We start from the raw sequence: 13,896 nt of genomic DNA, 5'->3' as shown, positions 1-13,896 counted from the left end.
CGTCCAGGCGGGCTGCCGCTGTAGATCCGACCCTTGCATTGCGATCGGAATAGCCCGTGGTCGGCTGGTTTCTGAAACACGATGAGCACGCGGACCAAGGCTATTCTCGTCTGCTGGTTGACATCGTCAATGCGCTCACCGGCGACCGATTGGTCCTGAGTCGGCATGGCGACTCGAATCCGTGGCCCGTCTTCGGCTGAGGATCTTAGCCGCAAACGGCGTTTGGACTAAGTCGCTGGCGCGACGGACGCTGCGGCGTTGGCCTTCGGGTAGTTTTGTCGCCGGTTTAAGGTGTGGGTCACAGGAGGTTTACCGTGACCCATCTTCGGCAGCTGATGCTGGATGAACTCCAGCGTCGCAACTACTCTCAGAGCACCGTACGTTCCTACATTTACGCGGTGGAGGATTTTGCGAAGTACTTCCATCGTTCGCCCGAACGCCTTGGCCCGGATCACATTCGCCAGTACCAGGCGTATCTGTTTCGCGAGCGCAAGCTCTCTGCCGGGACCATCGAAGGCCGCACTGCAGCGCTGCGATTTCTTTTCGTCAAGACGCTGCGCCGGCCGTATCTTCCGGATCACATTCCATTTCCCAAGCGTCAGCGGCGCCTGCCCACCATACTGGATCAGCAAGAGGTGGCGCGGCTCATCGCGTGCGCCAGCAACCTGATGCATCGCACCATGCTGATGATGCTGTACGCAACCGGTCTGCGCCGGGCAGAGATGTGCCACCTCAAGATCTCCGATATCGACAGCAAGCGCATGGTCATTCATGTCAGACAGGGCAAGGGCGGCCGCGACCGTGACGTGCTGTTGACCCCCAAGCTTCTGGAGACTCTGCGCGAGTACTGGCGATGGATGAAGCCCAAGACCTATCTGTTCCCAGGTACGGTGAAGGGCTGGCGGGCCGATGTACCCATTACGGAGAAGATCGTCTGGCAGGCCGTGAACGAGGCTGCCAAGCGTGCCGGCATCGGCAAGCATGTATCTCCTCACACCTTGCGGCACTGCTTCGCAACCCACATGCTGGAAGCCGGCGCCGACCTGCGCACCATCCAGGTTCTTCTCGGCCATGCGAAGCTCGCTCACACCACCGTCTACCTGCACTTGTCCCGGCGACACCTGCAGGCGATCCCCAGTCCGCTGGAAGCCATCGAGGTATCCAGCCCTGACGAAGTGAAGCGCTCCAGGAGGAAGATCAGGCGATGAGCCGGCCCACCCTCGAGGTGGCCGACATCGTTCGTCGAACGGGCAACAGTTTCTGGAAAAAGCAGCAGTCGCATCTTGCATGGCCTCATCGCAAGGTGCTCGATGCCATCGCCCGCTGTCGCACCGCGGCACTGGGCGGTCATCGCGATCAGTGTGTCCGCTGCGGCTATCAGGCCATCTCATTCAACTCATGCCGCAACCGGCACTGCCCCAAGTGCCAGGGGAACGCGCGTGCCAAGTGGTTGGCCGCGCGCTCGGCTGAACTGTTGCCCGTTCCGTACTTCCACGTCGTCTTTACTCTGCCGCACGAGCTTTCCGCTCTTGCCTTGCAGAACAAGCGACTGCTCTACGATCTGCTCTATCGCACCAGCGCCGCCACGATGCTCGAACTGGCTCGCGATCCGAAGCACCTGGGAGCCGACATCGGATTCCTCGGCGTACTCCATACCTGGGGACAGAACCTTGAGCATCATCCCCATGTCCACTACATCGTTCCCGCAGGCGGCCTGGCTCCCGATGGCTCCAGATGGATCGATTCCTCACGCCGATTCTTCCTGCCCGTCCACGCACTGAGTCGAGTCTTCCGCGGCAAGTTCGTCGCTGGCCTGAAGCAACTCTTCGCGCAGAGTGAGCTTCAGTTGCATGGCTCACAACAGTATCTGGCCGCTCCCGGATGCTTTCTCAGCTTCCTGCGGCAGCTATTCCGGCAGGATTGGGTGGTCTATGCCAAGCCGCCCTTCGGCGGCGCCGAACACGTTCTCAACTACCTGGCCCGCTATACCCATCGCGTCGCCATCTCCAACCATCGCCTCGTGGCCTTCGAAAACGATCGCGTCTCCTTCCGCTGGCGGGACTATGCCCACGGCGGCAAGAAAAAGGTCATGACTGTTTCAGCAGACGAGTTCCTGCGCAGATTCCTGCTGCATGTTCTCCCCGGTGGTCTGGTGCGCATCCGGCACTTTGGACTCTTCGCCAACCGCAGGCGAAGCGCAGCACTTGAGCAATGCCGCGCGCTACTCGGTATGGCAACATGCGCCGATCGGCCCGAGCCACCGACTCCACGCTGTCCAGCCTGTTCCGGCATCATGCTGGTTGTCGAACGTCTGACCCAAGGCCAGCTTTACTTCGGCACCGGACTGGCCCCGTTCCTGCCCAGGAGGTTTCGCGATGATACTTCGTGAGCGCCACTCTATTGGCCCCGTTGCTATCCATCCGTCACGACCGCGTGCCACAGCATGCCATGCAGTCGTGCGCTTCAACTCCGATGGCGGCACTCACAACAGGCATTCGACGGCGGGGAACCCGCCCAAATTTTCCTCCGGATACGGAGCTCGATGCACCCGAGCCCATCGCTCCCTATCCTCGCGGAACCCCGCCGGACATCTTGCGCTCATTGAAATCCCATAGCCTGATCACCGCGTCCGTCCCGCCAGCGACTTACTCCAAACGGCCCTATCGAAACCGCCCCGGTCGAAGATGACCGGCTCAATCTTGCCTCGTCTACCGGGGCGGTCCCGATAGGGTTCTAACGTTTCTCGGGACAAAAGCCATACCGCGCGGTTGTAGGACCGATACGCTAACATTAATCGACTCCGGTGCAATCGATTCCGATCCCAATTCCGTCGCATTTGCTAGCGCACCCGACACAATTCCCGGTGCTGCCCCCGATTACGACCCGGCTCCAATCACTTCCGATTGATAAGTTAACTTGGGAAAACTTCGAGCGTCTCTGTTTACGGGTAGAACGCCTTAACGCGGAACTCGAATCTTGCCGAATATATGGCACCCGCGGCCAGAATCAAGAAGGCATCGATGTCTATTCAGTACTGCGGTCAACTGGGAAATATCGCGTCCTCCAGTGCAAACGCGTCGTACGATTTAGCCCGACACACTTGCGTTCTGCAGTTGACCTATTCCTCAAAGGCGAATGGGCATCTACCGCCACTTCCTTTACTCTCTGCACGACGTTCCTCCTTGAATCGACCAAGATTCTCGCAGAAATTGAAGAGCAACGGAAACGGCTTCGCCAGCTCAGCATCGCATTAGAAATCTGGGATGCCGCCGAGCTGGATATCTTGCTCAAAGCCCATGCAGAAATCGTTGATGACTTCTTTGGACGTCCCCACGCGGAAATGTTCTGCCCGCCAGAGGCCCTCGAAGCTCTGCGCAACCGGATTACCGGACCGACCGTTGCCGAACTGCGAACTCTGCTTGGGAACCTCTATACACGCGTCTTCGCGGCGCATGATCCTGGACTTCCCGTAGAACTCGGAAGCAACAATCCCACTCCGCTTCGAGATAGGTATGTACTCCCGGATATCTATGAGGACCGCATCGACAGCCGGACGAGGGGCACTGAGAAGTCGCAAACCAAGCAACCCGCTGCAGAGTCGCCTTCAGTGACGGCTTGGGACAACACCGATTCCAAGGCTAAGGCGCCCATCATTGAGGTTTCTCGCCAGCGTCGAAAACTGAACGACTGGCTCACCGATCAGACGCGGCAAGTACTGTTAGGAGGTCCCGGGCTTGGTAAGAGTGCGCTCCTCAGATACGTAACACTGGACCTGTTAAGCGAGACTCCGGTTCTGACCCACGCGTCAGCATCCCATGACACCTATCTACCCATCTGGCTGTCCTTTCCGTTTTGGACAGCTCAACTTGAGGCCTCCGCAACCGCCATTTCTCTGCCCGATATTGTCCGGTCTTGGCTGCATCTTTGGAGTGAGGATCGATTGTGGCCCTTGTTCGAACAAGCACTCCACGACGAGCGGCTACTGCTCTTGGTCGACGGTCTCGACGAATATCGGAATGAAGACTCGGCTCGCGGCGCTCTAACGCAACTGCAGGTCTTCGCCGAACAAAGAAACTGCCGGGTCATCGCAACAGCTCGCCCCACGGGCTACGACAGGCTTGGAGTTCAACGTACCGGCTGGTCCGCAATGCACTTGGCTGAATTGACATCAGCGCAGCAGGAGCAGTATGCAGTTCGGTGGTTCACGCTTCAACGTCGTCCACTGGGAGAAACCGACTCCGATTCTGAGGTGGGTCGTTCGATCGAAGCCGCCGCTGCTGCCTTCGTAGCAGAGACGAAATCCTCCGCCAATCTTACTGAACTGTCCAAAACACCTTTGTTGTTAGGTTTGCTGCTCTACCTGAAGAGCTCCAGCGTTCCTCTTCCCAATAGTCGATTTCGCGCATACGGCCGCTTGGTCGAACACCTCATCTCAGTACACCCGATTGCGCGACGACGCGCGGCCATGTTGAACGGCGGGAACCCGGACCTCACACCTGAAGACGCCAGAACCGTGTTTGCCAATTTAGCTTTCCACCTCCAGTCGCAACTATCTGAAGGATTGATAGAAAGGCGGCACGCTGAAGAAATCATCAGTCGGTTTCTCCAAGACGAGCAGATGGGATTCGGCTTGGATCGCAAAGAGGCTCGACGACAATCGCGCGTCCTTCTGAATTTCGGAGAACAGTCTTTAGGTCTCCTCGTGGAAAAGGGACCTCAAGAGCTCGGTTTCCTCCATCGTTCGTTTCAGGAGCATCTCGCGGCAGAGCACATCGCTCGGATCCCCTTCACGGAGCAATCCGAGTTTGTGAGGCAACACTGCACGAATCCTGCCTGGCAGGAGGTGCTCCTATCCTTGTTTCATCTGACGAAACGCCCCGAGGAAATAGCAGAATTCGTGCAGGTCATCAACGACCAGGCACGGTCTCTCGCCGACCGATTTACACGAGACACTCTTCTCTGCGAAATTGCGGTGGGAGACTTTCAGTGCCCGGTCACTCTAGCAAAGAAGATCTGTGGGGACACCGTCACCGAGATCGAAAACAGCCCTTGGTTGCTGCATCGGGAGCGCCTTCTTCGCTCGCTCCTCCTCGGTATCTTCTCTCCAAAACTCCGAGAGGTGATTCAAGATCGGATCCGGTTGTGGATACCGGGTAGACCATGGCGTCATTCGCTGGCACTGGCATTGGCAGATGGTTCTCAATCGTCTGACGTGGTCGATTGTCTGTTCCGTCTTCTGTTAGACGAAGACGACTTCATGACGAGCTGTGCGGCCACCTCACTTGTGAGCTTTGCTGGAGCACATCCCGAGATCGCGGAGCGTCTCCTCCGTCTGTTAGGCGAGCCTTATTCCGTTTCAACGCAGGTTGCCGCCTTGGAAGCCCTGCAGAGAGGCTGGCCCGATCATCCGGCGTGGACCCGGATTCTGTCCGACATTGAACAGTCGCCAAGTGTCGAGCACCGGCTGATCGCGATCCGCCGGAAGGTTGACCTCGGGATTCAAACAACAGCAGACCGCGATCAGCTCCTGACTTGGGCTACAGCCCGCGTCGGTTTGCTCATGTCTCACGGCGGTTCTCTCACAGCGACACTCCTCAAGGGATGGCCAGGCGACGTCATGATAAAGAACAAGGCTCTGGAAGCGGCTCGTCCGAATAGCTGGGGAGACGAGCATATGGATCTAGAGATCGCACTTGTGATACTGGCACAAGGATTCACGGATCATCAGGACGCTCAGGACGCAATCGCTTCACTCATTGGAGACGAACACAGAAATTACCTCTGGATGCAGCATTGCACGATGCTGTTTGAGCGGCTTAAGGGTATACCAACCATCATTGAAGCTGTAGATCAATGGTTGCTGAAGAATCCACCCATCCTCACTAGGGAGGTATCGTTCTTCGTTCGCATTGGGTGGTCCGAAATCGGAAAGAAGAGGCTTCTCGAAAGCCTCAGCCAGTCTTTTTCATTTTGGAGTGTCGAGGCTCTCTTAGATCACTGGGGAATGGCGGACCACGAGGTTTCAACGGCCCTTATTGAATTAGCACAATCATCACGGGCAGCCGACATTGCATATCTTCTACCTCGAATCATCACGAATCCCGAAAGCTGCCGGCAAAGATTGATGGCGCTTCTACGTGATCCAAACTGTCGACGACCCGATTTTGTGTTGCGTGGATTGGTTCAGCTGAACCAACCTGAGCACAATGAGGAAATCGTTGACGCGGCACTCCCTTTCGCAGAGCGTGAATCTCTGTGGGATTCTGGCCTGAAGGACGTTCTCCTTACCCATTTTGCCGATTCCGCCAAGGTGCGCCGACTCGCAGAACGACAAGTAACGTTGAGAGAAGGCAATCTTGCAAGCGTCTCTCTGTCCTATGGGAACGACCCTGATGTACGTGCAAAGCTCATCGCTGCGGCCACGCCGCTTCCGGGTTCGTTGCGCGCCTTGATTGTTTCGTTTTTGGCCAATCACAATGGCACGTTGACTTGGGCCAATGAGTTGCTTGCTCAATATGATCTTGAAGCAGACCCAGGGATCAAAACTCAGATGGCGATTTCACACTACGGTCATCTGCTTGAGTCGAGACAAGATCTGAATGAGGCTAAATGCCGACTCCTACAAGAGATCGTCGTGGGCGGTCCCGACCACGTTGAACGACAGCAGTCCGCGTTCTGCGGTCTGCAGGTTTTGGGAGCTCTGAATTCAATTTTGACGACGCCCGCGGTCTACCAACCCGGGCATCCTCATATCAGTCTTTACAACGGTCTGCATACAAATTATTCCCTGATCGAATTTCTTCTCGCCAACTGGGTACCAATTCGTGAGGCACTTGGTGAAAAGTTCTGGGAGACCATCTCGGACCACGGCCGAGACGAGTTCTCGGTTTGGGGAACTCTCTGCCTGCTTGCAGATAACTATCCCGTACCTCGAATGGAAGCATTGGAGTTCATCCGAGAAAACCGCAAAGTGGCGATTCGACCCCAATTTCTGGAATTCGTTGCGAGGGTGCAACCTCGTTCTGCGCTCTTGCGAGATCTCTGCCTTAATTCGTTGTTTCCGACTTCAAATGTCCACGAGAACGACCCCGAAAAGGCTATCGAACTATTAGCAAGAGATTTCGCTGACGATGCGGCTGTGCGCGAGGCCATCGAGGCCAAGCTCCAGGGAGAGTTTCATATGCATGGCCACCGTGCGATGTGGGCTCTCTGTGAACTTTCTCCTGAAAGCCCGATCCTTCGACAGGAGATGGATCAGCTTCGACCGCACTTCACGGTCAATGGCGATTGGGTGATACAAACTTCGTTCGACATGGCCTTGGTCTGCACCGCGAGGACAAGCCAAGAGGTCTTTTCGGTAATCCGCTTCATTCTGCGGGGCTGCCGTCCAAATTACCGTTATTTTGCGAAGGGATTCTATCGCCCAATTGTGCGCCGATTAGCATTGGACGTAGATCTGCAAGACATGCTGCGAAGTGAATTGTCCAACACACCAAACCCGAGTGAACGAGGGAGCTTCTTGTCTTTGCTATTGTCTGTTCGCGGACTTACACCAGATCTACGCGAGTGGTGTCGAGCTGAATGCGATCGTGGTCTTGAAGGGATCGTAGCTCCTCTCGGGATGGATATCATTACAGGCCTAATACGGCCAGTTCGAGACTTCGCTATGGCAGCTTTACTCGAAGGCCTTTCAAAATGACGCGCACAGCCCTTCATCGCTGCGATGCACTTGAGTCCTGGGAAGTCGGCATGGCGCAAGCTTTCCCTCCACCAACGCAGCCATGCTTGCCCGGATGCAGGGGCGTTTTCGGGGAGTCATCCCGACGATCGCGCATAACCGGTTGTCGATGAGTGGTTTGGCTTGACGGCGGCAATCTAGCAACATATCCCAATAGATCAATCCACATTTGCCTACTTCAATGAAGCCGCAGCATTCGGTGGCTGCTTCAGTCCGAGCAGAAGTATCGCAGTGCGGCCGGGTGCAGCCCATTTTCAGCCTACGCATTGAGCCGGTTACCTTTGGCCAGGTCCATCAAGAGTCTTGAAGATAGCCCAAGATGGTGAGCAATACAGACCATTCATTCAAGCCCAATCATGCCATCCTATGGAATTGCCCCTGCGGATGGGCGGGGCCCGGTGCTCAAATTGGACACTCAACCAGATGCGCGCTCACGGCCTGGCCCCTGTTAACTGGGGATCAGCATGATTCGGTTCCGGCTACTCCGGTATCGACCTCAACCGACACTGTTCTATGCCCGGCCCTTCGAAAACGGCAGGGCCATTCCTGGGGGAAGGCGTTCAATGCAAAAACTCGGAAAGCCGACTTTCGATGTAAGGAAGTTTTTAGCCAGCGTCGGCCGTGGTCGCGAGCTTCTCGAACTTCACGAAGATCAGATCCTCTTTTCGCAGGGAAAAGCCGCTGACTCTGTGATCTATCTACAAAGTGGACGCGCAAAGCTGATTGTCGTATCCAGCAACGGCAAGGAAGCCAGGATCACTTACATCACTCCCGGAGATTTCGTTGGAGAAGAGTCGCTTGCAATCGTCGGCGCGCTCCATACGTCCACTGCAACCGCAATCACTCACTGCCGAGTTCTCAGGATAGAACGGGGCGAGATGCTCCGCGCCCTGCATGAAGAGCAGCCACTCGCCGTCGTCTTCACGGCGTTTCTTCTCGCGCGAGGAATGCGCATCCAGTCCGATCTTGTCGACCAGCTCCTCGACTCCAGCGAAAAGCGCCTAGCGCGGGCCCTCTTATTGATGTCGGGGATTGGCAAAACAGGTGAAATAGAATCGCTGCCTCTTGAGATCACGGAGGAAAGGCTGGCTGAGATGATTGGCGCTCCGAGGTCTGCCGTCAGGTTCTTCATGAACCGCTTTCGCGAGCTTGGCTTCATCCGTTACGACGGCCAAATTCGGGTTCATCAATCTCTTCTGGACACAATCCTGCATGACCGGTTGCCCGGCAACAACACAGCAACACCCGAAATTGTTCACCCAGCACGGTAAGAAGGATGGACTTTCCCGATGGAATACTCGAAGTTCAACCGACTGCTCCGCCGAGTCATCGCGGTACCTTTGTTGGTCACGACATCTCTTGCCGGATTTCTCTTGTGGGAAACATTCGATCTGAACAGATCGTTGCAATGGGTTGATCACACCGATATGGCTCTCGACCAATCCGGCCACCTTCTCAAGGTGCTGGTCGATATGGAATCCGCGAAGCGCGGCTATATCGCGACCGGCGATGAAAGCTTCCTCCCGACGTATCTGGAGGGGACGAAGCGATTCGATCCAGAATTCCAGGTTTTGAATCAACTGGTAGCGGATAGCCCCGCACAGCAGCAGCGGCTCAGAGCCATCGACGCTGGCTTTCAGGAGGCGGAGGAGTACGATGGCCGGATTATCGCTCTTCGCCGTGCGGGAAAGGCTGACCCCACTCTCATTCAGGACCAGCTAATAAAGAGCAACCTGGATACGCTTCGAGAACAGGTCACCTACTTTCAAAGTGTGGAAGAGAAATTGCGCCGCGAGCGCGTTGAAGCTGCGCATCGCCGATGGGTCTTGATGGTGACAAGCTGTCTGGTTCTCGGCTTGGGCTCTGGCGTCTTCCTTGCGTTCTTTACCGGATCCCACATCAAGAAGCTCGGCGACAAATTGCTTCAGAATGAGGAGCGTTGGACAGCTGTGCTGGGCAGCATTGGCGAGGCGGTCATCGCCACGGACAGCGAAGGGCGAATCACCTTTCTGAACCCGATCGCCGCGGTTCTTACCGGTTGGCCGGTAGAGGAGGCTCTGAACCAGCCGATCGGACATGTGCTCAAGCTCATCAACGAAGAGTCCGGGATGACGGCGGACAATGAAGTGCTCCGCGTGCTCAAGGACAGGGAGATTCTGGCAGTAGCCAACCATGTGGATCTGGTCACAAGGGATGGCCGTGAAGTTGCGGTCGAGCACAGCGCCGCGCCCATCTTCGCGGCCGAGGGAAAAGTCATTGGCGTTGTGCTGGTCTTTCGCGATGTTGCGGAGAGGCGGCAGGAGCGGATCGCCACTGCGGAGCAAGCCGCGCTGCTCGAGCTCACGCAGGACTCTGTCTTTGTGATCGACATGGAGGGCAGAGTCCAGTTCTGGAGCCGCGGAGCAGAGGCCATGCTGGGATACTCCAAGGCCGAAGCCGCCGGTCAAATCGCGCATGAAATGCTTTGCACCGAGTTTCCGGAGCCGTTCAAGGAGATCACCGCACAGCTGATGCGCGTGGGACATTGGGAGGGAGACCTCATCAAGACGGCCAAAAACGGCAGCCTTGTTGTGGTGGCAGGCCGCTGGGCATTGCAATGGGGCCAGCGCGGTCAGCCGCCTCGCGTGCTGGTCATCAACAGTGACATCACGCAACGCAAGCGCTCACAGGAGTTGCTCGTCTTGCAGAGAGAACAACTGCGCGCATTGGCAGACCGCCTGCAGTGGGTGCGCGAAGAAGATCGCATAAGGGTCGCTCGCGATCTCCACGATCAAATCGGACAGATTCTCACCGCCATCAAAATGGATATGGCGTGGATGAGCCGTCACCTGCCCGCATCGGAGGGCGAAGTGCTGGCCCGGCTCAAGGAATCGACGCAGTCCATCGACCACGGCGTCAAAGCAGTGCGCACTATTTGCAGCGGGCTCCGTCCCGGCGCATTGGATGACCTGGGCCTGGCCGCGGCCATTGAATGGCAGGCCAGCGAGTTTACATCGCGCAACAATATCCTCTGCCATGTCTCTGTCCCGCCCGTCGATCTCCACCTCGATGGCGACCGGGCTACCGCGACCTTCAGAATCTTTCAGGAGTGCCTCACCAACGTGGTTCGCCACGCGCAGGCAAAGCAAGTGCACGTAACCCTCAGCCAGGAAGTTGAGAACATCGTTCTTTCGGTGGAAGACGACGGAATCGGCTTCCCCGTGTCCGACCTGTCGAACACTCTCGGGTCTTTGGGACTCCTGGGCATGAAAGAACGTGCGCAATCCTGCGGAGGCGACGTCCACATCTCCAGTTCCCCCGGCAGCGGAACCACAGTCACTGTGCGCGTTCCGATCGATATTCCACGCGATGAGCGAGGAGTGAGTTATGCATATCCTGATCGCCGATGACCATGCCGTCGTACGCCGTGGCCTGCGGGAGATTCTTGCAGACGCGCTTCCCGGCGCGGGCTTTTCCGAGGCCGGCAACGGCGACGAGGTGCTGAGCCAGTTGGGCAAGACCACCGTCGCTATGCTGGTGCTGGACATCAACATGCCTGGGCGAAGTGGGGTGGACGTTCTGCGGGATGTAAAACACGCGTACCCACGTTTGCCGGTCGTCATTCTCAGTGTTCATCCGGAAGAGCAGTATGCCATGCGCTGCCTGAAGGCTGGCGCAGCCGCCTATATCAACAAGGACAGCGCCTCTGAGGAGTTGGCAAACGCGACAAGGAAGATTCTCAGCGGCGGTCGCTATATCAGCGCCAGTCTGGCAGAAAAGCTCATTGACAACCTGGATGAGTCCGCAGACAAGCCCCCGCACGAGTCGCTCTCAGACCGCGAGCATGAAGTGATGAAGATGATCGCCGCCGGCGTACCCTTGACGGAGATTGGCGAAAGGCTGCATGTCAGCGTCAAAACCATCAGCAGCTACCGGGCGCGTATTATGGAAAAAATGCAAATGAAAAGCAACGCTGAGCTTACCCGCTACGCCATGACCCACAGCCTCATCGACTAAGGTCTGCGAACACTCCCTGAGCAAACGTGCGAATGTAGGAAAACCCCTACAGCGCGGGCATACAAACCCTGCAAGAATTACGGACTACCCTGATGTTCCTTCCGTGTCGGCCCCAATATTGTTAGAAACAGGTCGCGATTGTCGCCCGGCAAGGAAGAACAATGAAGATCATGATTGCAGACGATCACGCGAATGTGCGGCGCGGCCTCAGAGAGATCGTGGACGACGCATTTTCAGGCACTCAATTCTCCGAAGCCGCCAACGGCGATGAGGTGATGACCGAGTTGGTCAAATCCCGCCATGACGTGTTGCTGCTCGACATCAATATGCCAGGCCGCAGCGGGATGGAAGTTCTGAGGGATGTAAAGCACATCTACCCTCTTCTTCCCGTCATCATGGTCAGCGTCCAGCCCGAGAGCCAGTATGCGTCTCGCTGTCTTTTGGCCGGCGCCACCGCGTATATCAACAAGATCTATGCTTCAGACGAGCTGGCTCCAGCGATCGGGAAGATATTGGACGCCGGGTTAGCGCACGTAAAGAACCCTCACGCCAACTAGTGGGTGTCTCGAAAGTTCCTATAAAAAGAGCCGTCCTCCTGAGTGGAGTTTGACGCGCTTTTTTGCGTCAAACGGAGCCGAATGCCCGCCCTGAGCGAAGTCGAAGTGGACCTGCAGTTCGGGCGATCACAACACCAGATTCAACTTCAAACACATCCTGCGAACTTCTGAGTCAGGAAACTTTCAGTGTCAGACATACCCTACAGAACGAGGGCGGAAAGCCTACAGCAAGATCAGCTTTCGCCGATATTCATCACTTTCATCACTCCGTATGTTGGTTATATCGGCATTGCAATTGTTCGCTGCACATCAGCCCTTTGCGCCCATCCTGTGAGATTGAAAGGTATCGACCATGGCTACTAGCTTCGCATCTACGACGAATTCGGCAACAAGGTTTCCCCAGGACCTCCCATTTCCTTTGCGACTCACCGCACGTCCCCGGCAGAAGATCGTTACCAGTCCGGCCAGCGCATTGCCGGTTCGAGAGTCCGAATTCGACATGCAGAGCCTGCTTGATAGATTCATGCCCGGCAAAACACGGTGCATTTACCAGGCGTCCGAATCCATCTACTCGCAAGGCGACGCCGGCAATGCAGTCTTCTACATCCAGAATGGCAACATAAAACTCACTGTTGTATCAACCAGCGGCAAGGAAGCCGTCATTGCGCATCTCCCGGCGGGCAGCTTCTTTGGCGAAGCCTGTATGTCAACTCTCGAGCTTCGCGATTCCTCTGCGAGCGCACTCCAATCCAGCACCATCGTTCGCATCGAAAAGACGGCCATGCAAGCACTGCTCGCACGCGAGCCTGAGTTCGCCCGGCAATTCCGCGCGCATCTGCTCACCCGCAACATCCGCATGCAGGCCGATCTGGTCGATCATTTGTTCAATTCGAGCGAAAAGCGCCTCGCGCGCCTGCTCATGCTGATGGCTAACTTCGGCCAGGAATCAAAGCCCATTCCCGTCATAGCCAAAATCAGCCAGGAAACTCTGGCCGACATGATCGGCACCACCAGGTCCCGCGTCAGCTTCTTCCTCAATCGGTTTCGCAGTCTTGGTTACATCGACTACAACAGCGGCGGGATGGTCATCAAAAACACGCTGGTGAACATCGTGCTGCACGACTAAGCGCCATCGTGGCTCCGGAGCGGGTAAGAAGCGATCGACCGTGAATGCATAGTCAGAGAACCCGTCCGTTCGAACCGGCCCTGAACCCTGACCGAAGCTGTAGTGGACTTGGCGAGCACCGCGCCAACCTGCTTGAGCTCCGCCTCGTTGGCCATCAGCAACATTTATGCCTTGGGCAGAAGGTTTTCTGATGGGGTTGAAAATGGGATTGGGACTATCCGCTTGATGACCGAACCCGACCCTGCGTGAAATATGACCAGTGGAACGCCGATGTAACCGGGCCTCCCGCTTTATTCAAAATCGCCGAGCCACTTGCTGACGCCGATTACTCCTCATAAGTCTTTGGGCTGTATCTGAAGTGCCCACGCGGTGACGCGTCGGTGACCTGACTTCCGGGTGGGCGCTTCAGATACAGCGACTTGAAGGAAGCCGCCCCGGCTGTCCGACACCTATGCGATTTGAATGCGGCGATGGACGCT

Annotated in this window: 8 protein-coding genes; all 8 read left to right on the top strand. The window is 56.6% G+C overall.

The features are described from left to right. Positions 1-314 precede the first annotated feature (314 nt). The 8 genes from ROO76_08700 (at position 315) to ROO76_08665 (ending at position 13,417) form a co-directional block, all read left to right on the top strand. Positions 315-1,208 carry a tyrosine-type recombinase/integrase gene (locus ROO76_08700; GenBank protein ID MDT8068231.1) on the top strand — a complete coding sequence of 298 codons (894 nt, stop codon included), beginning with the start codon at positions 315-317 and terminating at the stop codon, positions 1,206-1,208. After that, positions 1,205-2,389: an IS91 family transposase gene (locus tag ROO76_08695; protein ID MDT8068230.1), complete on the top strand. Its 1,185-nt coding sequence runs from the start codon at positions 1,205-1,207 to the stop codon at positions 2,387-2,389. Before ROO76_08700 ends, ROO76_08695 begins: the two co-directional genes overlap by 4 nt. Before the next feature lie 414 nt (positions 2,390-2,803). Then, on the top strand, positions 2,804-7,699 hold the full coding sequence (locus tag ROO76_08690) for an NACHT domain-containing protein (GenBank protein MDT8068229.1): 4,896 nt from the start codon (positions 2,804-2,806) through the stop codon (positions 7,697-7,699). A 602-nt stretch (positions 7,700-8,301) separates the two neighbouring features. Further along, entirely contained in the window at positions 8,302-9,009 is a 708-nt protein-coding gene (locus ROO76_08685) for a Crp/Fnr family transcriptional regulator (GenBank protein ID MDT8068228.1), read from the top strand. 18 nt (positions 9,010-9,027) lie between these two features. Further along, on the top strand, positions 9,028-11,127 hold the full coding sequence (locus ROO76_08680) for a PAS domain S-box protein (GenBank protein ID MDT8068227.1): 2,100 nt from the start codon (positions 9,028-9,030) through the stop codon (positions 11,125-11,127). After that, positions 11,105-11,734, top strand: a complete 630-nt coding sequence (locus tag ROO76_08675) for a response regulator transcription factor (GenBank protein ID MDT8068226.1) — start codon at positions 11,105-11,107, stop codon at positions 11,732-11,734. The genes ROO76_08680 and ROO76_08675 overlap by 23 nt, the downstream gene beginning before the upstream one ends. A 161-nt stretch (positions 11,735-11,895) precedes the next feature. Then, positions 11,896-12,291 (top strand): response regulator transcription factor, encoded by a 396-nt coding sequence (locus tag ROO76_08670; protein ID MDT8068225.1) that lies wholly within the window; start codon positions 11,896-11,898, stop codon positions 12,289-12,291. Positions 12,292-12,643: 352 nt separating this feature from the next. Beyond that, positions 12,644-13,417 carry a Crp/Fnr family transcriptional regulator gene (locus tag ROO76_08665; protein MDT8068224.1) on the top strand — a complete coding sequence of 258 codons (774 nt, stop codon included), beginning with the start codon at positions 12,644-12,646 and terminating at the stop codon, positions 13,415-13,417. Positions 13,418-13,896: the final 479 nt, after the last annotated feature.

This window comes from Terriglobia bacterium, assembly GCA_032252755.1.
GTDB lineage: Bacteria > Acidobacteriota > Terriglobia > Terriglobales > Acidobacteriaceae > JAVUPY01.
The sequence above is the reverse complement of the archived record's forward strand: the minus strand, read 5'-3'. Positions and strand labels throughout refer to the sequence as shown.

Bases quoted from the DNA above. Each gene is read 5' to 3' on its own strand.
- ROO76_08695 (MDT8068230.1), top strand. From the start codon at position 1,205: ATGAGCCGGCCCACCCTCGAGGTGGCCGACATCGTTCGTCGAACGGGC.
- ROO76_08685 (MDT8068228.1), top strand. From the start codon at position 8,302: ATGCAAAAACTCGGAAAGCCGACTTTCGATGTAAGGAAGTTTTTAGCC.
- ROO76_08680 (MDT8068227.1), top strand. From the start codon at position 9,028: ATGGAATACTCGAAGTTCAACCGACTGCTCCGCCGAGTCATCGCGGTA.
- ROO76_08670 (MDT8068225.1), top strand. From the start codon at position 11,896: ATGAAGATCATGATTGCAGACGATCACGCGAATGTGCGGCGCGGCCTC.
- ROO76_08675 (MDT8068226.1), top strand. From the start codon at position 11,105: ATGCATATCCTGATCGCCGATGACCATGCCGTCGTACGCCGTGGCCTG.
- ROO76_08665 (MDT8068224.1), top strand. From the start codon at position 12,644: ATGGCTACTAGCTTCGCATCTACGACGAATTCGGCAACAAGGTTTCCC.